The following is a 20,034-nucleotide window of genomic DNA, read 5'->3' as shown; positions in this document are numbered from 1 at the left end:
GGCGGCTTACTTCACCGCCACCTTGCCTTCGGCATTCGCCTTGACCTTCAGGCCGCGGCGCTCCAGCAGGGGCTCGATCCGCGGCTCATGGCCGACCACGCCGCGGAACAGTTCCAGCGCATCGCGGCTGCCGCCCTGGCTCAGCAGCTTGGCGCGGAAAGCATCACCCAGCTCGCGCTTGAGGCCGCCTTGGCCCTTGAACCAGGCCACGGTATTGGCGTCCAGCACCTCGGACCAGATGTAGGCGTAGTAGCCGGCTGCATAGCCGCCCATGATGTGGCTGAAGTAAGGCGTGCGGTAGCGCGGGGGCACCGGGGCGTAGTCGAAACCCTCTTCCTTCAGCACGCGGGCTTCGAAAGCCATGACCTGGTCGGCCGAGGGCACTTCCCCGGCCTTCAGCTGGTGCCAGCGCTGGTCCAGCACCGAGGACGCGAGGTACTCGGTGGTCGCCTGGCCCTGGTTGAACTTGCCGGCAGCCAGCACCTTGTCCAGCAAGGCGCGGGGCAGGGTCTCGCCCGTCTTGTGGTGCTTGGCGTAGTGGGCCAGGATCTCGGGCCAGTCGGCCCACATCTCGTTGACCTGCGAGGGGAACTCGACGAAGTCGCGCGGCACGGCCGTGCCGGCGAACATCGGGTACTTCACCTGCGAGAACATGCCGTGCAACGCATGGCCGAACTCGTGGAAGGCGGTGCGCACCTCGTCCCAGGTCATCAGCGTGGGCTCGCCGGCCGGCGGCTTGGGGATGTTGAGGTGGTTGGCCACCACGGGCAGGGTGCCCTCCAGACCGTTCTGCGAGACGTAGGCATTCATCCAGGCGCCGCCGCGCTTGGAGGGCCTGGCGTACATGTCAGCGATGAAGATGGCCAGTTGCGAGCCGTCGGCGTTGAAGACGTCGTAGACGCGCACGTCGGGGTGGTAGACGGGCAGGTCTTTGCGCTCCTTGAAGCGCAGGCCGTAGACCTTCTCGGCGGCGTAGAACACGCCGTTCTCCAGCACGTTCGTGAGTTCCAGATAGGGCTTGAGCTGGCTCTCGTCGAAGCCGAACTTGGCGGCGCGCAGGCGCTCGCTGTAGAAGGCCCAGTCCCAGGCTTCGAGCTTGAAGGTGGGCTGGCCCTTGGCGGCCTGTTCCTTGTCGATCAGGGCCTGCAGTTCGGCGCCCTCGCGGCGCGCGGCGGCCACGGCGGCGGGGGCCAGCTGGCGCAGCATGCCGTTGACGGCCTGCTGGCTCTTGGCGGTCTCCTCCTCCAGCACGAAGTCGGCATGGGTGGCGTAGCCCAGCAGCTGGGCGCGCTCGGCGCGCAGGGCCGCGACCTTGGCGACGATGGCGGTGGTGTCGTGCTCATTGCCACGGCTGCCACGGGCCACCGAGGCCTTGTGCAGGCGCTCGCGCAGGGCGCGGTTCTCCAACTGGGCCTCGAAGGGCTGGCCGGTGGTGTTGAGCAGGGCGATCACGAACTTGCCCTCCAGGCCACGGGCCTTGGCGGCCTCGCGGGCGGCGGCGATCTGGCCGGCGGACAGGCCCTTGAGCTCGGCCTCGCTGTCCACCACGACGGCGCTGGCGTTCACCTCGGCCAGCACGGCCTGGTTGAACTGCGCGCCCAGGCGGGCCAGCTCGGCGTTGATGGCCTTGATGCGGGTCTTCTGGGCCTCGTCCAGCTTGGCGCCGGCACGCACCAGGCGCTTGAAGTAGCGCTCGGTCAGGCGCTGCTCGACGGCACCGAGCTTGTCACGCTGGGCATGGAGCGTGGCGATGCGCTGGTAGAGCTTGGGGTTGAGAAGGATGGCGTCGGCGTGGGCTGCCAGCCTGGGGGCGTACTCGGCCTGCAGCTTGAGACGGGCGGGGTTGGAATCAGCCCCCAGCAGGCTGAAGAGCACGGTGCTGGCGCGGCCCAGCGTGCGGCCCGAGCGCTCGAGGGCGACAAGGGTGTTCTCGAAGGTCGGCGCGGCCGGGTTGTCGGCGATGGCGGCCACTTCCTTCAGCTGCTCGGCCATGCCTGCGTCCATGGCGGGGGCGAAGTCGGCGTCACGGATCTTGTCGAAGGGCGGGTAGCGCAGCGGCAGGGGGCTTTCGCTGAGCAGGGCGTTGGGGGCAGGCTGGACGGCGGCAGTCACGGCGGCACTCGCGGGCGGGGTGGCAGGCGGGGTGGATTCGGCGGCCTGAACGGCCAGCAGAGGCGACGCCAGGCTCATGCCGGCCGCCAGGACATAGGGGAGCTTCACGTCAGGGGTACCTGTCTGGATGCAAAGGCGCGAGCCTAGCAAAAGCACCCACACCTGCCGGGAGTCACGCCCCCAGCAAGCGCCAGACCATGCCCAGGATTGCACACAGGCCCACCACTTCCAGCACGCCACGCTTGAACCGGATCAGGGCCAACCCTGCCGCCACGGTCAGCAGCAAGGCGGCGGCATCCACCACCCCGGCCACGCCCTGCGGCCAGATCACGTGCACGGCGAAGAAGAGCGCCAGGTTGAGGATCACGCCCACGACCGCCGCCGTGATGGCCGTCAGCGGGCCGGTGATGCGCAGGTCCTGGTGGGTGGCCTCGACCAGCGGCGCCCCCGTGAGGATGAAGACGAAGGACGGCAGGAAGGTGAACCAGGTGACCAGCAGGGCCGCCACCGTGCCTGCGGCCAGTGCCGCCCATTCCTGGCCCACCACGGCCGCCCAGCCCGCCTGCAGGGCCTCGGACTGCCAGCCCCCGACGAAGGCCACGAAGGCCACCACCATGATCAGCGGCCCCGGCGTGCTCTCGCCCAGGGCCAGGCCGTCCATTACCTGGCCGGGGCTCAGCCAGCGGAACTGCGTGACCGCCGCCTGGGTGACGTAGGGCAGCACCGCATAGGCCCCGCCAAAGGTCAGCAGGGCCGCCTTGGTGAAGAACCAGGCCATCTGGGTGTAGGGCCCCGAGGCCCCCTGCCAGGCCCACAGCAGGCCGAAGGGCAGCACCCACAGCACGAGAGCCAGGGCCAGCTGCCGGGCCAGGCGGGGCCAGCGGAAGCGGGCGCGCTCGGGCAGCGGGCTGTGGTCGTCGATGACGGTAGGCCGGTGGGCCTCGTCCTTCACACTGCCATGCCCGCCCCCCGCACCCACCAGGGCCGGACGCCAGCGCCCCAGGGCCCAGCCTGCGGCCCCCGCCCCCACGACGATGGCCGGGAACGGCAGCTGCAGCAGCGCCAGCCCGACGAAGGCCAGGCCGGCCAGGCCCCACAGCCAGGCATTGCGCAGGGTGCGCTGCCCGATGCGCCAGGCGGCCTGCGCCACCAGGGCCGTCACCGCCGGCTTGACGCCGTAGAACAGGCCGGCCACCCAGTCCAGCTGCCCGAAGGCCATGTAGACCCAGGACAGCCCGATCAGCAGCAGCAGCGAGGGCAGCACGAAGAGCGCGCCTGCCGCAATGCCGCCGGCCGTGCCGTGCAGCAGCCAGCCGATATAGGTGGCCAGCTGCTGGGCCTCGGGGCCGGGCAGCACCATGCAGTAGTTCAGGGCATGGAGGAAGCGGCGCTCACTGATCCAGCGCCGACGCCGCACCAGCTCCTCGTGCATCAGCGCGATCTGCCCGGCCGGCCCGCCGAAGCTGATGCAGCCGAGCCGCAGCCAGTAGCGCAGGGCCTCTCCCAGCGAGGGATGAGGCGGTGCATCGGCAGCGGGCAAGGGATGGTCGGGCATGGCGCCGCCGATGCTACGGCACATCCCCGCCCCCGGCCGCTGCAGGCTCTGCGGTTTGGAAACATGGATATGCAAAACCTGACAGGACGGCCACGGCTTCCAGGCGCTAGGCTTGCCCCACCTTCCCTTCGAGACCCTTCAGGAGCTTCCATGAGCCAGACCACTCCCGCCGCCCGCCCCGAAGCCGACTGGCACTTCGAGACCCGCGCCGTGCATGCCGGCTATTCGCCGGACCCCACCACCCGCGCCGTGGCCGTGCCCATCTACCAGACCGTGGCCTATGCCTTCGACAGCGCCCAGCACGCGGCCGACCTCTTCGACCTCAAGGCCGAGGGCCACATCTACACCCGCATCAACAACCCCACCAATGCCGTGCTGGAGCAGCGCCTGGCCGCGCTGGAAGGCGGCATCGGCGCGCTGGCCCTGGCCTCGGGCCAGGCGGCCGTCACCTATGCCATCCAGACCATCGCCGAGGCGGGTGACAACATCGTGGCCTCCAGCGCGCTCTACGGCGGCACCTACAACCTCTTCGCCCACACCCTACCCCAGCTGGGCATCACCACCCGCTTTGCCGACTACCGCCGCCCCGAGAGCTTCGAGGGCCTGATCGACGAGCGCACCAAGGCCGTCTTCGTGGAGTCCCTGGGCAACCCGCAGGGCAATGTGACCGACATCGCCCGCATTGCCGAGGTGGCGCACCGTCACGGCGTGCCCCTGATCGTGGACAACACCGTGCCCAGCCCCTACCTGAGCCGCCCCATCGAGCATGGCGCGGACATCGTCGTGCATTCGCTGACCAAGTACCTGGGCGGCCATGGCGCGGCGGTGGGCGGCGCCATCATCGACTCCGGCCGCTTCCCCTGGGACCAGCACAAGGCCCGCTTCAAGCGCCTCAACGAGCCCGACCCGAGCTACCACGGCGTGGTCTACACCCAGGCTGCGGGCGCCGCGGCCTACATCACCCGGGCCCGCGTCGTGCCCCTGCGCAACACCGGCGCGGCGCTGTCGCCTTTCAATGCCTTCCTGATCCTGCAGGGCATCGAGACCCTGGCCCTGCGCCTGGACCGCATCAGCCAGAACGCCCTGGCCGTGGCACAGCACCTCCAGAACCATCCCAAAGTGGCCTGGGTCAACTACGCCGGCCTGCCCGAGCACCCGGACCATGCCCTGGTGCAGAAGTACCTCTCGGGCCAGGGCTCGGGCCTGCTGACCTTCGGCCTGAAGACCGCGCCGGGCCAGGACCCGCGCGCGGCCGGCGCCCGCTTCCTCGACGCCCTGCAGCTCTTCACCCGTCTGGTCAACATCGGCGACGCCAAGTCCCTGGCCACCCACCCCGCCTCCACCACCCACCGCCAGCTCTCACCGGCCGAGCTGGATCAGGCGGGTGTGGGGGAGGACACGGTGCGGTTGTCGATTGGCATTGAGCACATCGACGATTTGAGGCGGGATCTGGAGGGGGCGTTGGCGGCGGTGTGAGGATTGGGGGAGGCTGCGGCGCCGGGGGCGGAAGTCCGGTCCGCGGCGCGCTGCGGTGGCTGTGCGGCGGTTGCTGCCGGCCGCCAGGCCTGGGCTGTTAGCCTGCTTTCGGCCAGGAGCGGAAGGCTGGCAGTGACCGCTTTGCCGCCGCATCAGCTTGGAGCCTTGATGCGTCGCAGCAGTTGCAACCCGTGCCGCTTTTGTCAAATTTTTAGTACCCTGGGCGCGACTGCAGACTGGGAGAAATCGCCAATGAATCAAAGGCTTGTGAAAGCTTGCTGCGGTGTTGTTATACGGACAGCGCCGATATTATGCAGCAGTGTCTGTCTCCCCATAACACGTTAGGCTTTTCTTCGTGGCATCACTGTTTAAATACCTGCCATCAAAGTACCTCGACGCATTTGTCGGCCGAGGTGAATTGTTGTTTCGCTCGCTGTCGTACTTCAGGAACTACGAGGAGCTAGAAGTACGAGGCGATCGACACGAAGGCCGAAGGCTCTACAGCCCACCACAAGGGTTAGCAATCAACAACTTAACTACTGGTGAGAAATTCAACCTCCCCGGGTCTTTCGAATCGAGCGTACAAGACAGAGAAATCTTTGTCTTTTGCCTTGCACAGGAATGTTCGACAGAACTAGCCAGCGAATTCAAAACGGACGTCTGTGTCGAGATCCACAATCCAACAGCTTTACTGGCAAAAGTGCGTGCAGCATTGATGCTTCGGAGGTGGATAAAAAATGCAAGATTGCTCCATGGCAGAGTGGATTACTACTCCCCATCGGAAGCACCACTCGCAGAGTGGGCAGTACCAGAGAGGATGGTTCTACAGAAAACAGTGGACTTCGCGCGCCAGAAAGAATATCGGCTCGCTTTTGCACGAGGCAATGCACTGCAGTTGAATAACGTGGCAACTCAAATCACAACTACCCCTGGGGCAAGTCAACCGACCTTATTAGGGCATCCAGAGCATGTTCTTCGCCTCGGCAGCCTAGCCAAGCTATGCACCGTTCATTCCATCCAAACAGCAGCCTAGGTAAAATGCAAGTGCAACACCGTGCCTTCGCTCCCCAGCCTAACTGGGGGTTCAACGCGGACGCCAACATAGGCCATGCCTTCGGCATTTTCATGGCCTATGTCGGTACCCTCCAGCCTTCGGCTTCCGGCGCCGGTTAACCAGGGCGTTGAATGACTGCTCTGGGGCAGCGAATTCGCCACATCGTTTGCCCGCTCCGGGTCGATAGGCTGAGTCCATCGGGTCGGAGACCGGTCGTTCCGGCGTCACTGGCTCAACCGGCAGCTATGGGAGGCGATCGCGAACGCGTGGTCGCAGCCAGGAGCAGTCATCGAGGAATGACCCGTATCAGGTAGGCTGTGGTGGTATGCCGTTCTTCCATGTACTTGTCGAAGGATCGAACCTCTGCATACCGGGGCAGCCGGACGAGACTCCAATTGTCGGATTCTTCGCCTCGCGAGTGGTCTGGGCTAGGGGGTTGGGGACCGCTGAGCACAAGGCGCTGCGATCTGTGCGTGATGCTTGGGTAAGTGGCCCTTACGCTACCCAACCCACTTCGAGCGAACTGAAGTTAGCCGTATCCGAGTCGAGTCCATCGACGTTTTCTCAGTGGCTACTTGCCCCCAATAAAGGTCATGTGTTCTTCCCTGCTGATCGCGCAGAAGGCATCTCCCCGGAAAGGCACGCCGCCTAAGTCGGCCTATGGCTCGGGCAGATCGTCATTTCAGCGTGTTGCGTACAAGCCGCTAAGAACGACAAGATGAAGCGCCTCATTCTCCTAACAGTCGCCTGCCCCTCCGTTGCACTGGCCGGTGGCGACTATTCAGCCGGCACTGTCAGCAATTTTTCCGGTGAGCGCGGCAATTACACCTTTGTCATTACCTGGGATCAGCCGCCAGCCCGCTACGAGCAGTGCCGCCAGGCCAAGGTCGAGGTCCGGCAAGAGCGCTCGCCCTGGTACTCATGGCTGCCATTCGTGCACTCCGATCATCCAACGTTGGAGCAAACCGACCAGGCAGCGTCCCTTCTGGCTGCGGCGCAGCGCAGTTCGAAGAAAGTCTCGTTCGGCTACATGGGCAACGGATTGCCGCCCGCTGATGGTCAATGTCAATTCAAGAGCAAAGGCTTGCGAGTCGAGCATGACTCGGGAGGCCAGTTTGTCCTGTCATACCACGACCCCGTCTAGACACTCCATCGACTGAGTTGTTGTCCGACTTCTCTATGGCCGCGGGCGCCCTCGTTGAGTGACCGCTTGAAGGATCGCAGTCAAGGCGGTCCATGGCCCGCTCCGGGTCGATAGCAGTCCACTGGCAGATCTGCTCGCAGGGCCGCAATGGAATGACCTCCGAGTTGCCCCACCCCATGCAAGCGCAGGCTATGCGCCCGAAGCCGTCCGCATCAAGGGCCTGCACATCCGGGCGATCGGCACCTTCGGGCGATCAGGACCGCTGAAGCCCCCTGGGCCCGGACCGAGTCGCAGCCGTGGAGGGCGTCAGGCCAACGCCGTCACTCAAGCGTAGGCATTGAGATTCCGCCCCAGATGCCCGCTCGTGGCCAAGGCCGGCTGCGGCAGGGCCGCAATGAGCTGGGCGGCGCCCATTTCCTGGGCATCCAGCGCCTTGCGCAGCACCAGCAGGCTGGCGTCCGCGCCGACCTCGCCGGGCGTGCTGTTGGAGGCACTGCTGACCGCAGCGGCGACGCTGGAGGAATTGGCGATGTCCATTGCGGCACTATCGGCAGGCCCCGCGCCGGCTTGAGGACTGTTTGCCGATCGCCGGCCCGGCGACCCCGCCGCGGCTTATGCACGCCTGCATCAATGCTTATTCTGGATAAGCAAATACAAAAACTATCGTTTATCGAATAAGGAACCTTGGGCACATTGGCGGCTCCTGATCATTCGAGGCTCCGCCATGACGTTCCTGCGCTCCCTGCCCCGCCGCTCCCTGCTGCTCGCCGCCGCCCTGCCTCTGGCCGCGATGCTGATGCCGGCACAGGCGGCCGAACCCGGCCTGCTCAACGTCAGCTACGACGTCTCCCGCGAGCTCTACAAGCAGATCAACCCCGCCTTCGCCGCCAGCTGGAAGGCCAAGACCGGCCAGGCCGTGGTGCTGAACCAGTCGCATGGCGGCTCCAGCAAGCAGATCGGCTCGGTGATCGGCGGCCTGGAGGCCGATGTGGTCACCATGAACCAGGCGACCGACGTGGACCAACTCGCCGACAAGGGCCTGACCCCCGCCGACTGGCGCCAGCGCTTCCCCAACAATGCCGCGCCCTACAGCTCGACCATCGTCTTCCTGGTGAAGAAGGGCAACCCCAAGGGCATCAAGGACTGGACCGACCTGGCCAAACCAGGCGTGCAGGTGATCATTCCCAACCCCAAGGTCACCGGCAACGGCCGCTACAGCTACCTCGCGGCCTGGGGCAGCGTGATCGCCAAGGGCGGCAGCGAGGCGCAGGCGCGTGAGCTCGTCGGCAAGATCTTCGCCAACGTGCCCGTGCTGGACGGCGGCGGCCGCGGCGCCACCACCACCTTCACCCAGCGCGGCATCGGTGACGTGCTGCTGACCTTCGAGGCCGAGGCCGAGCTGATCGAGAACGAGTTCGGCAAGGGCCTGTTCGACGTGGTCGCGCCCAGCGTCTCCATCGAGGCCGAGGCGCCGGTGGCCATCGTCGACAAGGTGGCTGCGAAGAAAGGCAACACGGCGCTCGCCAAGGCCTACCTGGACTTCCTCTACACGCCCGAGGCCCAGGAAATCATCGCCAAGAACAACTTCCGCCCGCGCGACCCGGCCGTGTTCAAGCGCCATGCCCAGCGCTATGCCGACATCAAGCTCTTCAGCGTGGACCAGCTGCTGGGCGGCTGGCCCAAGGTGGGCAAGACGCACTTCGCCGATGGCGGCACCTATGACCAGATCGTGTCGACCCTGAAGCGCTGAACGATCGCTCACTGCCATTGCCATGACCACCGCCGTCCTCACCCCAGCACAGGCCGCCGCCGTGCCGATCCCGAAGCGCCGCCGCGTGCTGCCGGGCTTCGGCCCGACGCTGGGCTTCACGCTGTTCTACCTCTCGCTGCTGGTGTTGATCCCGCTGGCAGCGGTCTTCCTCAAGTCCGCGGGCCATGGCTTCGAGGCCTTCTGGGCCGCGGCCACCTCGCCGCGCGTGCTGGCCTCCTACCGCCTGAGCTTCGGCGCGGCGCTGCTGGCAGCGGGCATCAACCTCGTCTTCGGCCTGATCCTCGCCTGGTGCCTGGTGCGCTACGAGTTCCCGGGCAAGAAGCTGGTGGATGCACTCATCGACCTGCCCTTCGCCCTGCCCACCGCCGTGGCCGGCATCGCGCTGACGGCGCTGTATGCGCCCAACGGCTGGATCGGCTCCCTGCTGGCCCCGCATGACATCAAGGTCGCCTTCACGCCGCTGGGCGTGCTGGTGGCGCTGATCTTCATCGGCCTGCCCTTCATCGTGCGCACGGTGCAGCCGGTGCTGGAGGACATGGAGACCGAGCTGGAGGAAGCCGCCGCCTCGCTGGGCGCGCACCGCTGGCAGACCTTCCGCTACGTGGTGCTGCCCACGCTGACGCCGGCCCTGCTGACGGGCTTTGCGCTGGCCTTCGCCCGTGCCGTGGGCGAATACGGCTCGGTGATCTTCATCGCCGGCAACATCCCGCTGGTGAGCGAGATCACGCCGCTGATGATCATCTCCAAGCTGGAGCAATACGACTACGTGGGCGCCACGGCCATCGCCACCGTGATGCTGCTGTTCAGCTTCGTGCTGCTGCTGGGCATCAACGGCCTGCAGGCCTGGAGTGCCCGCCGGAAATGACCCACCCCCTACGCGCTTCGCGCGCCCCCTCAAGGGGGCACACCCGAAGGACCGGCGGAGCCGGATCCTCGGGTGTCGCTCGACAGAATCAGCTGGAGCCACGACATCCATGAGCGGATCAACAACAATGGCCCTGGGGCAGCGCCCGAGAGGCCGCTACCAGAGCAACCCCGCCACGCGCGAGGCGCCCTGGGTGCGCTGGACCCTGCTGCTGCTCGGCCTGGGCTTCTTCGCCCTCTTCCTCATCCTGCCCCTGGTGGCCGTGTTCACGGAGGCCCTGCGCAAGGGCTTCGACGTCTACCTGGCCGCGCTGATCGAGGAGGACGCCCTCTCGGCCATCAAGCTCACGCTGATCGCCACCGTGATCGCCGTGCCGCTGAACCTCGTCTTCGGCGTGAGCGCCGCCTGGGCCATCGCCAAGCACGACTTCCGCGGCAAGCAGCTGCTGATCACGCTGATTGACCTGCCCTTCTCCGTCTCGCCCGTGGTGGCCGGCCTGATCTATGTGCTGCTCTTCGGCGCGCAGGGCTGGTTCGGGCCCTGGCTGCAGGCGCATGACCTGAAGATCATCTTCGCCGTGCCGGGCATCGTGCTGGCCACCGTCTTCGTGACCTTCCCCTTCGTCGCCCGCGAGCTGATCCCGCTGATGCAGGCCCAGGGCCGGGACGAGGAAGAAGCCGCCACGGTGCTGGGCGCCAGCGGCTGGCAGACCTTCTGGCACGTGACCCTGCCCAACATCAAATGGGGCCTGCTGTACGGCGTGATCCTGTGCAATGCCCGCGCCATGGGCGAGTTCGGCGCGGTGTCCGTGGTCTCGGGCCATATCCGCGGCCAGACCAACACCCTGCCCCTGCACGTCGAGATTCTCTACAACGAGTACCAGTTCGCCGCCGCCTTCGCCGTGGCCTCGCTGCTGGCGCTGCTGGCCCTCGTCACCCTCGGTTTGAAGCAGTTCGTCGAATGGAGAGCAGCCGTCGCCGCACGCGCTGCGAAGGAAGAAGCATGAGCATCCAGGTCCGCAACATCCACAAGCAGTTCGGCGACTTCACCGCCCTGGGCGACGTCAGCCTGGACTTCCCCACCGGCGAGCTGGTCGCCCTGCTGGGCCCCTCGGGCTGCGGCAAGACCACGCTGCTGCGCATCATCGCCGGGCTGGAGACGCTCGACCGGGGTCAGGTCTTGCTCGACGGCGAGGACGCCTCCGACACCCATGTGCGCGAGCGCCAGGTCGGCTTCGTGTTTCAGCACTACGCCCTGTTCCGCCACATGACGGTCTTCGACAACGTGGCTTTCGGGCTTCGCGTGAAGCCGCGCAAACAGCGCCCCAGCGAGGCCGAGATCAAGAAGAAGGTGCACGAGCTGCTGAACCTGGTGCAGCTGGACTGGCTGGCGGACCGCTACCCACCCCAGCTCTCCGGCGGCCAGCGCCAGCGCATCGCCCTGGCCCGCGCCCTGGCGGTGGAGCCGCGCGTGCTGCTGCTGGACGAGCCCTTCGGCGCCCTGGACGCCAAGGTGCGCAAGGAGCTGCGCCGCTGGCTGCGCCGCCTGCACGACGAGCTGCACATCACCAGCATCTTCGTCACCCACGACCAGGAGGAAGCCCTGGAAGTGGCCGACCGCATCGTGCTGATGGACCACGGCAAGGTCGAGCAGGTGGGCTCGCCCCAGGAAGTCTGGGAACGTCCGGCCACGCCCTTCGTCTACGGCTTCCTGGGCGCGGTCAACCGCTTCGAGGGCGAGGCGCAGGGCTCGGTGCTGCACATGGGCGAGCAGCAGCTGCGCCACGGCGGCAGCCTGCAGACGCAGGGCCGCGTGCTGGCCTATGCCCGCCCGCATGAGCTGCAGATCCTCACCGACGCCCAGGCACACGGCCTGCCCGCCACCGTGGACCGCGTGCTGAGCTTCGGCGCCGCGGCCCGCGTGGAGCTGCGCGGCCCCGACGGCCAGCACCTGGAGGCCGAGCTCACCCGCGAGCAGGCCTCGCAGCTGCAGCTGCAGCCGGGCCAGCGCGTGCAGCTGCAGGCCTCGCGCCTGTCCCTTTTCGAGGCCGCCTGATCACGCCACGCCCATGAACTTCCAGCAGCTGCGCATCATCCGCGAGGCCGTCCAGCAGAACTTCAACCTGACCGAGGTGGCGGCGGCGCTGTTCACCTCGCAGTCCGGCGTGTCCAAGCACATCAAGGACCTGGAGGACGAGCTGGGCGTGGAGCTCTTCGTGCGCCGCGGCAAACGCCTGCTGGGCCTGACCGCGCCGGGCAAGGAGCTGGCGATCATCGTCGACCGCATGCTGCAGGACGCGCGCAACATCAAGCGCCTGGCCGACCAGTTCGCCGACGCCGAGGCCGGCCAGCTCACCGTGGCGACCACGCACACGCAGGCGCGCTATGCCCTGCCGCAGGTGGTGGCGCGCTTCAAGGCGGCCTTCCCGAAGGTGCACCTGGTGCTGCTGCAGGCCAACCCGGCGGAGATCGTCAGCCTGCTGCAGTCGGGCGAGGCGGACATCGGCATCGCCACCGAGGCCCTGGGCGAGGACCCGGCCTTCGTCACCTTTCCCTTCTATGACTGGCACCACAGCGTGGTCGTGCCCGAGGGCCACGCCCTGGGCAGCGAGCCGCTAACGCTGGAGGCCCTGGCCGAGCAGCCCCTGATCACCTACCACGAGGGCTTCACCGGCCGCGCCCGCATTGACGCCAGCTTCGCGCAGGCTGGCCTGGCACCGGACATCGTGCTCTCTGCGCTGGACGCCGACGTGATCAAGACCTATGTGCAAGTGGGCCTGGGCGTGGGCATCATCGCCTCCATGGCCTTCGAGCCCCAGCGCGACGCGGGCCTGCGCCTGCTGGACGCCTCCCAGCTCTTCCCCACCAACACCACGCACCTGGCCCTGAAGAAGGGCCACTACCTGCGTGGCTATGCCTACCGCTTCCTGCAGGAATGCGTGGGCTCGCTCAGCGAGGAGCGCATCCGCGAGGCGCTGGGCGGCGAGGCCTGATGGGCGCTTCCAGCGCCTAGCACGGCAAGACCGAGCCCCAGCGCATGTGCTTGCGCGCTTTCCTTTCTTGGTTTCCATCAGGGTCAACCCTAGAGTCTGGCTCCAGCTGCCGCCGGTCTGCCATGCACCGCGGCGCGCTCCTTCAGCCGGCAGCCCCGCGCCCGCCGGCCGTCCCAGGGGCTTGACCGGCCCCGACTGACCCAACCTGACCAAGGATTGCACGATGATGTCCCTGCCTCTGCGGGAGGCCCTGCCTTTGCCTCTCCTGCCCCTCACCCTCGCCCTGAGCCTGGCCCTCCCGGCCGCCGCCCAGACATCGCCGGACGGCAAGACGCCGCCCCCGCAGGAAGCCGCGGCCACAAGCACGAACGTCCAACCCACGGTGGTGGTCACCGGCTCGCGCATCTCCCGCCTGCAGAGCGAAGGGCCCAGTCCGGTCACGGTGATCCGCGGCGCGGACCTGGACCGCCTGGGCTACAAGAACGTCTCCGACGCCCTGGCCAACCTCACCCAGAACACCGGCTTCACCCAGGGCGAGGACTTCGGCAACACCTTCACCCCCGCCGCCAATGCCATCAGCTTGCGCGGGCTGGGCCCCAATCACAGCCTGGTGTTGCTGAACGGCCGGCGCATCGCCGACTATCCGGCGGCCTACGAAGGCTCGGTGAACTTCGTCAACCTGGCCAATCTGCCCTCGGCCCTGATCGACCGCATCGAGGTGCTCAGCGGCGGCGCTTCGGCCATCTACGGCTCCGACGCCATTGCCGGCGTTGTGAACGTGGTGCTGAAGAAGTCCCAGCAAGACCTGACCCTGGACCTCAAGGCTGGCGGTACCCAGTTGGGCGGCGGCGAGAACCTGCGCCTGCAGCTCAGCGGCGGTCTGGACCGCGGCGCCCTGCAAGGCGTCTGGGGCCTGGAGCTCAGCGGCCGCCAGCCCATCTGGAGCCGCCAGCGCGAGTTCATGGCAGACACCACGCTGGCCGGCGCCCAGCCCGCAGCGGCCTTTGCACGCCGCAATGCCAAGACCCGTCAGTACCTCGACCCAGGTGCCGGCGTCTGCGAGAGCCATGCTGACCTCTTCGACGGCAGCCTGGCACGGGTCAAGACCAAGGACGGCTTCTACTGCGGCACGGGCCGCGCTTCGCCCAGCTACTGGACCACGCAGACCGGCAACCGCAGCCTCAGCCTGCTGTCGGTGGTGCAGTACGCGCTGGACCCCGGCACCGAGCTCTTCGCCGAAGGCCTGCTGAGCAGCACCAGCACCGAGAACAACACCCGCGGCCCGTCCTGGACCTCGGCCGCCAACGGGCCAGGCTACTTCCTCAACACCCGCAGCGGCCAACTGGAGACGTGGTCGCGCCGGCTGGCGCCCGAGGAACTGGGCGGCGCCCAGGCCTTCAACCGCGAATGGCGGGACCGCAACCACAGCCTGGCCCTGGGCGTTCGCGGCGAGTGGGCCAATGGCTGGAGCTACGAAGCCGCCGCGAGTACCTCAGGCTCACTCAACCGCGGCATCACCCCGCGCTTCCTGGCCGGCATCGACGAGTTCTTCCTCGGGCCCAAGCAGGGCGTCGATGCCAAGGGCGTGCCCAGCCATGCGCCGGACCCCGCGCGCCTGTTCACGCCGCTGGCGCCGGCCGAGTTCGAGCAGCTCATCGGCCGCAGCGAAAGCCGCAACCGCAGCTGGACGCACAACCTCAGCCTCAGCGCCAACGGCGACTGGCTGACGCTCCCCGCCGGCCCGCTCAAGGCGGCCCTGGTGGCCGAGCTGGGCACGCAGGGATTCCGCAATGCCGGCGACCCGCGCCTGGGACAGGGCGTGTTCTACAACACCAGCGAGGCAGTGGTGAACGAAGGCACGCGATCGCGCGCCGCCCTGGGCGCCGAGCTGCGTGCGCCGCTGAGCGAGCGCCTGGCCGCGACCGGCGCCCTGCGCTACGACACCTACCGCTTCGCCGGCCGCAAGGACGGCAGCCTGACCCACAACGCCGGCCTGGAGTTCCGCCCCAATGGCCAGTGGCTGCTGCGCGCCCAGGCCGCCACCAGCTTCCGCGCCCCGGACATGGAGTACATCTACACCGCGCTGAGCCGAGGCTACTACGCCTCCTCCACCGACTACTACCGCTGCAAGAAGGCCGGCGGGGACCTGGACAAGTGCGACTACGCCGAGGTCTCGCCCGGCTTCAACTACGCCCGCTCCGGCTCCAAGGACCTGAAGTCCGAAAAGGGCCGCTCCTTCAACCTGGGCGTGGTCTGGGCGCCCAGCGCCGATCTGGACTTCTCGGCGGACCTCTGGAAAGTGCGCATCAAGGACCTGGTCACCGACCTCAGCGGCGATGCCGTGCTGCAGGAGGAATCCCGCTGCCGCACCGGCGAGAAGGACGTCAACTCGCCCGCCTGCCAGGCCACCATCGCCCGCGTGAAACGCAATCCGGACGATGCCGTGGTGCGCCCCGGTGAGGTCGCCGAGATCTGGATCAATCCCATCAACGCCGCCCGGCAAAGCACGCATGGCGTGGACCTCTCGGCCCGCTACCGCTGGACGACAACCGCCCTGGGCCAGTTCACGGCCAGGGCGCAGTACACGCGGGTGCTGGGCTTCGTCTCGCAAGCCCATGAGCAGGACCCGGCGGACAACCTGGTCGGCACCCGCGAGTTCGGCGACTGGCCGGAGAAGCTCCAGACCTCGCTCAGCTGGAAGCGCGGCGCCTGGTCCGCCACGCTCAGCGGCAACCGCAACGGCCGCATCCCGGCCTCGGCCACCGACCAGTGGATCGCCCCGCAGTGGCTCTTCAACGCCAGCGCGAGCCTGGAATGGGACCGCCGGACCACCGTCGGCCTCATCGTCAACAACCTGCGCGGCACGGTGCGCAAGGATCCCGGCGCGGCCTGGCCCTACTACCCCGTGGGCTACTACCTGCCGCACGGCCGCCAGGTCTGGGTGACGCTGAACCACCGCCTCGGCAGTTGAGCGCCCCCGGGCGCGGCCCGGGCGATGCCCTGGGCCGCGCCCGCCTCCAATCTCCAGGCTATGCGCCGGGCCTGCAATGCAAAGCACTTCTTCTTCGTTCACAGCGTCGGGGCCGCCACCTACATTGGCGGCTCCCCTTCCATCCTCAGCCCGAGCCTGCCCCATCGTGAAACTGCTCAGCAACGTCCGCTCCGCCCTGCAAGGCCTGACCCTGTCCCTGCTAGGCCTTGGCCTGGCCGGCACCGTCCAGGCCCAGACCCAGCTGCTCAACGTCTCCTACGACCCCACTCGCGAGCTCTACCAGGACTTCAACGCCGCCTTCGCCAAGCAGTGGAAGGCCAGGTCCGGCGAGACGCTGTCCATCAAGCAATCGCATGGCGGCTCGGGCAAGCAGGCCCGCTCGGTGATCGACGGCCTGGAGGCGGACGTGGTGACCCTGGCCCTGGCCTATGACATCGATGCCCTGCACGATGCCGCGAAGCTCCTGCCTGCGGACTGGCAGAAGCGCCTGCCTCACAACGCCAGCCCCTACACCTCGACCATCGTGTTCCTCGTGCGCAAGGGCAATCCCAAGAAGATCACGAACTGGCCCGACCTGGCCCGCAGCGGCATCGACATCATCACGCCCAACCCCAAGACCTCGGGCGGCGCGCGCTGGAACTACCTGGCAGCCTGGGGCTACGCGCTCAAGCAGCCCGGGGGCAATGCCGACTCGGCCAAGGCCTTCGTCAAGCGCATCTACGCCAACACCAAGGTCCTGGACTCCGGCGCCCGCGGCTCCACCACCACCTTCGTGGAACGCGGCATCGGCGACGTGCTCATCGCCTGGGAGAACGAGGCCTACCTGGCCGTCAAGGAGTTGGGCAAGGACAAGTTCGAGATCGTCACCCCCAGCGTCTCCGTGCTGGCCGAGCCGCCTGTGGCCGTGGTCGACAAGGTCGTGGACAAGCGCGGCACCCGCAAGCAGGCCCAGGCCTATCTGGAATACCTCTACAGCCCCGAGGGCCAGGAGATCGCCGCCCGCCACTACTACCGCCCCCGTGATGCAAAGGTGGCCGCACGCCACGCCAGACAGTTCGCGCCGGTGCAGCTCTTCACCGTGGATGAGCTCTTCGGCGGCTGGCGCCAGGCCCAGAAGGCGCACTTCGACGATGGGGGCATCTTCGACCAGATCTACGCGCCGGGGGCTCGCTGAGCTCAGCCGGGGTGGCAAGACCTGCCCCCAGCCACACAGTTTGTCTCCTCGTCAGACCCCTGCGCCCGCATCGCTGGTGATGGGCGCGGACTGACCTTGGACCTCCCCGGCACCAGCCGCGGGAGGTTTTTTTTGACCGTAGAAACCTTGCTCCCCGTCAAATCCCTGACACAAACGATGCGCACAATGCGAAGCATCAGGACGCGAGAAATCGGCTGCAACATAGGGCAGAGCACTGGAACCCGTGACCAGCGCGAAATGATCCGTCAGGGCCTTGTGCCTTGTCCGGTAGCAGGGCCACCACTGGTGGCCCTTTGCTTTTTCAGGCCCGCTCTTCGCTGCCTGCCCCCGGGGATGCAGCCGTGAAGCGCCTGTAAAGAAGTTAAAAAATCGGGCATGCCAAACGTCAGGGCCTGGCCTGCGTGCGATGCTCCGTCCCGTGCAGCGAGCACCCTGAACGCTGCAAGGCCAGCCCCCTCCTGGGCTCGGCCACCCCTGAAAATGCGCAACCCGCCGTCGCCGCTGCGCCCCTGCCCACCGTCACCATGCTGTCCCACCCCGAGCCTTCCTCGAGCCGATTTGCCCTGCGCGGCCTTTGCCTGAGCCTCAGCCTGATGGGCTGCACCCACCTCGTCCTGGCCCAGGAGGCGGCCCCAGCGCCCGCCACGACAGCCAGCTCCCCGCGTGCAGCCACCATGCCGGCCGCCGAGCGCAAGGCCACAGAGAAGCCGGCAGCACCTGCAACCGAAACGCGGCAGACGCTGGAGAAGGTGGAAATCAGCGGCGGCCCCAGCGACGACGCCACGCGCCGCGCCTCCTCGGCCGCCAAGATCGTGATCAGCCGTGAGGAAATCGAGAAGTTCGGCGACAGCAGCCTGGGCGAGGTGATGAAGCGCCTGCCCGGCGTCACCACCGGCGGCCGCCCGGGCCGCGGGGGCGACATCCGCATGCGCGGCATGGGCGGTGGCTTCACGCAAATCCTGGTCAACGGCGAGCGCATGCCGCCGGGCTTCTCACTGGACCAGCTGCCGCCCGAGCAGGTGGAGCGCATCGAGATCATGCGTGCCCCCACGGCCGAGTACGGCGCCCGTGCCATCGCCGGCACCATCAATGTGGTGCTGCGCGAGGCCTACCAGCGCAAGGTCAACGATGTGCGCGCCGGCCTCACCGTCGAGCGCTCCCACGTCAACCCCAACGTCTCCTGGCAACGCAACGACAAGCTCGACAACGCCGGCAGCAGCTACAACCTGGCCCTCAACGCCATGCAGATGAAGCACGAGGACGACCAGAACGGCCGCACCGTGTCCGAAGACCTGCACGGCGGGCCCGCGCGCGTGCTCAGCTCCAGCGGCAGCAGCAGCGACGATCGCAAGATGCTCAACGCCAACGGCCGCGTGCAATGGCGCCTGGGCGAGGGCGAATCCTTTGCCCTCCAGCCCTTCCTGAGCGTCAACAAGGGCAGCAGCAGCAGCCAGCAGCGCCAATCGGGCGAACGCAGCGACGGCCGGCCCCTGCCCTATGACAGCGCCCAGACCGAGGGCCGGACCGAGTTCAAGATGCTGCGCCTGAACACGCAGCTGCAGAAGAAGCTGGACCCGGACACCCGCCTGGACCTGCGCGCCGGCCTGGGCCGCGCGCTGATGGACTCGCGCACGCTGCGCCAGGAGTTCCTCGGCGGCGTCGGCTCGCGTACACAGGACGACACGGTGAACGGCCATGACCGCAACTGGAGCCTGATGGCCAAGGTCGCGCGCCAGCTGGAGAACGATCACAGCCTGGTGGGCGGCCTGGAAGCCGAGAACCAGACCCGCCAGCAGACCCGCCTGAGCCTGCAGAACGGCCTGCCCCGCCCCGAGCTGGCGGACTTCGGCGACAACCTCTCTGCCTCCGTGCGACGCTTCGCGGCCTATGGCCAGGACGAATGGTCCGTGGGTCCGCACTGGTCCTTCTATGCCGGCCTGCGCTGGGAAGGCATCGAGACCAAGAGCGATGCCGCCAACTACGCCGTGAGCAACAAGTCCAGCGTCTGGACCCCGCTGCTGCATGCCGTCTGGAAGCCGGACGAAAAGAGCCGCAACCAGGTCCGCATGAGCCTCACCCGCAGCTACCGCTCACCGCAGCTGCAGGACCTGATCGCCCGGCCGAGCATCAACAGCGACTACCCCTGCCCCGCCGACGGCGCCTGCGGCCCCAATGCGGTCCAGTACCCCGACCGCAGCGGCAACCCGGACCTGCGGCCCGAGATGGCCACAGGCCTGGAGATTGCCTTCGAGCGCTACCTGGCCAAGGGCGGCCTGCTGAGCGCGAACGTCTTCTACCGCCACATCAATGACCTGATCCGCACCGAGACCCGCCTGGAGACCGTCTCCTGGGCCAGCGTGCCGCGCTGGGTGGCCCGCCCGCAGAACATCGGCAAGGCGCGGACCTTCGGCCTGGAGCTGGAAGCCAAGTTCCGGCTGGACGAGTTCGTCGACGATGCCCTGCCCCTCAATCTGCGCGGCAACCTGAGCCTCTTCAGCTCCAGCGTGGACGGCATCCCCGGCCCCAACAACCGCCTCGACGCCCAGCCCAAGGGCACCGTCAACATCGGCGTCGACTACAAGCTGCGCAGCCTGCCCCTGACCCTGGCTGCCGGCCTGAACTGGACGCCAGGCGGCACGATCCAGCAGACCCTGATCCAGCAGAGCGTGACGCCCGTCAAGCGCGTGATCGACGCCTCGGCCACCTGGGCCATAGACCGTGACACCCAGCTGCGCCTTTCAGCCTCCAACCTCGCGCCGCTGGACTACAACACCAGCAGCATCATCACCACGGCCGACAAGCGCATCACGACGGACAGCCTGGGGCGCAGCTTCACGGTGTGGCAGCTGAGATGGGAGAGGAAGTTGTAAGTCCAGCG

Annotated in this window: 14 protein-coding genes; 11 read left to right on the top strand and 3 right to left on the bottom strand. The window is 67.5% G+C overall.

Translation table 11 applies throughout. The annotated features are described in order from the left end of the window. Positions 1–6 precede the first annotated feature (6 nt). Both ACS5PK_RS11240 and chrA read right to left on the bottom strand, forming a co-directional pair. Positions 7–2,220 carry a M3 family metallopeptidase gene (locus ACS5PK_RS11240; RefSeq protein ID WP_439440319.1) on the bottom strand — a complete coding sequence of 738 codons (2,214 nt, stop codon included), beginning with the start codon at positions 2,218–2,220 and terminating at the stop codon, positions 7–9. Between the two features lie 64 nt (positions 2,221–2,284). Then, a complete protein-coding gene (gene chrA, locus ACS5PK_RS11235) occupies positions 2,285–3,667 on the bottom strand; it encodes a chromate efflux transporter (RefSeq protein WP_439440318.1) in 1,383 nt (460 codons plus the stop codon). Between the two features lie 150 nt (positions 3,668–3,817). On the opposite strand from chrA, the gene ACS5PK_RS11230 reads away from it, so the two are divergent. From ACS5PK_RS11230 to ACS5PK_RS11220, 3 genes are all read left to right on the top strand, one after another. Next, a complete protein-coding gene (locus ACS5PK_RS11230) occupies positions 3,818–5,143 on the top strand; it encodes an O-acetylhomoserine aminocarboxypropyltransferase/cysteine synthase family protein (protein ID WP_439440317.1) in 1,326 nt (441 codons plus the stop codon). Positions 5,144–5,498: 355 nt separating this feature from the next. Beyond that, a complete protein-coding gene (locus ACS5PK_RS11225; protein ID WP_439440316.1) occupies positions 5,499–6,176 on the top strand; it encodes a hypothetical protein in 678 nt (225 codons plus the stop codon). Between the two features lie 739 nt (positions 6,177–6,915). Continuing rightward, positions 6,916–7,341 carry a hypothetical protein gene (locus ACS5PK_RS11220; protein WP_439440315.1) on the top strand — a complete coding sequence of 142 codons (426 nt, stop codon included), beginning with the start codon at positions 6,916–6,918 and terminating at the stop codon, positions 7,339–7,341. A 324-nt stretch (positions 7,342–7,665) separates the two neighbouring features. On the opposite strand, the gene ACS5PK_RS11215 is transcribed toward ACS5PK_RS11220, so the two are convergent. Then, complete coding sequence (locus ACS5PK_RS11215) at positions 7,666–7,878, bottom strand: YjfB family protein (protein ID WP_439440314.1); 213 nt, start codon at positions 7,876–7,878, stop codon at positions 7,666–7,668. 187 nt (positions 7,879–8,065) lie between these two features. Here ACS5PK_RS11215 and ACS5PK_RS11210 point away from each other — a divergent pair, with 187 nt between their 5' ends. The 8 genes from ACS5PK_RS11210 to ACS5PK_RS11175 all read left to right on the top strand — a co-directional run bounded on the left by ACS5PK_RS11210 (position 8,066) and on the right by ACS5PK_RS11175 (position 20,026). Continuing rightward, positions 8,066–9,091 (top strand): sulfate ABC transporter substrate-binding protein, encoded by a 1,026-nt coding sequence (locus ACS5PK_RS11210; RefSeq protein WP_439440313.1) that lies wholly within the window; start codon positions 8,066–8,068, stop codon positions 9,089–9,091. A 22-nt stretch (positions 9,092–9,113) separates the two neighbouring features. After that, a complete protein-coding gene (gene cysT / locus ACS5PK_RS11205; protein ID WP_439440312.1) occupies positions 9,114–9,977 on the top strand; it encodes a sulfate ABC transporter permease subunit CysT in 864 nt (287 codons plus the stop codon). 127 nt (positions 9,978–10,104) lie between these two features. After that, the gene (gene cysW / locus ACS5PK_RS11200) at positions 10,105–10,983 is read left to right on the top strand and encodes a sulfate ABC transporter permease subunit CysW (RefSeq protein WP_439440356.1); all 879 of its coding nucleotides are present in this window, start codon (positions 10,105–10,107) and stop codon (positions 10,981–10,983) included. After that, positions 10,980–12,032, top strand: coding sequence for a sulfate/molybdate ABC transporter ATP-binding protein (locus tag ACS5PK_RS11195; RefSeq protein WP_439440311.1), 1,053 nt, complete (start codon positions 10,980–10,982; stop codon positions 12,030–12,032). The genes cysW and ACS5PK_RS11195 overlap by 4 nt, the downstream gene beginning before the upstream one ends. A 13-nt stretch (positions 12,033–12,045) precedes the next feature. Further along, positions 12,046–12,969, top strand: coding sequence for a CysB family HTH-type transcriptional regulator (locus tag ACS5PK_RS11190; protein WP_439440310.1), 924 nt, complete (start codon positions 12,046–12,048; stop codon positions 12,967–12,969). A gap of 223 nt (positions 12,970–13,192) precedes the next feature. After that, positions 13,193–15,940: a TonB-dependent receptor plug domain-containing protein gene (locus ACS5PK_RS11185; RefSeq protein WP_439440309.1), complete on the top strand. Its 2,748-nt coding sequence runs from the start codon at positions 13,193–13,195 to the stop codon at positions 15,938–15,940. Between the two features lie 166 nt (positions 15,941–16,106). Further along, on the top strand, positions 16,107–17,135 hold the full coding sequence (locus ACS5PK_RS11180; RefSeq protein ID WP_439440308.1) for a sulfate ABC transporter substrate-binding protein: 1,029 nt from the start codon (positions 16,107–16,109) through the stop codon (positions 17,133–17,135). A 545-nt stretch (positions 17,136–17,680) separates the two neighbouring features. Beyond that, positions 17,681–20,026 (top strand): TonB-dependent receptor plug domain-containing protein, encoded by a 2,346-nt coding sequence (locus ACS5PK_RS11175; protein ID WP_439440307.1) that lies wholly within the window; start codon positions 17,681–17,683, stop codon positions 20,024–20,026. The last annotated feature ends 8 nt before the right edge of the window (positions 20,027–20,034 follow it).

Source organism: Roseateles sp. DB2, assembly GCF_051857535.1.
GTDB lineage: Bacteria > Pseudomonadota > Gammaproteobacteria > Burkholderiales > Burkholderiaceae_C > Roseateles_B.
Note: the sequence above shows the minus strand (reverse complement) of the source record. Positions and strands in the feature narration are given on the sequence as shown.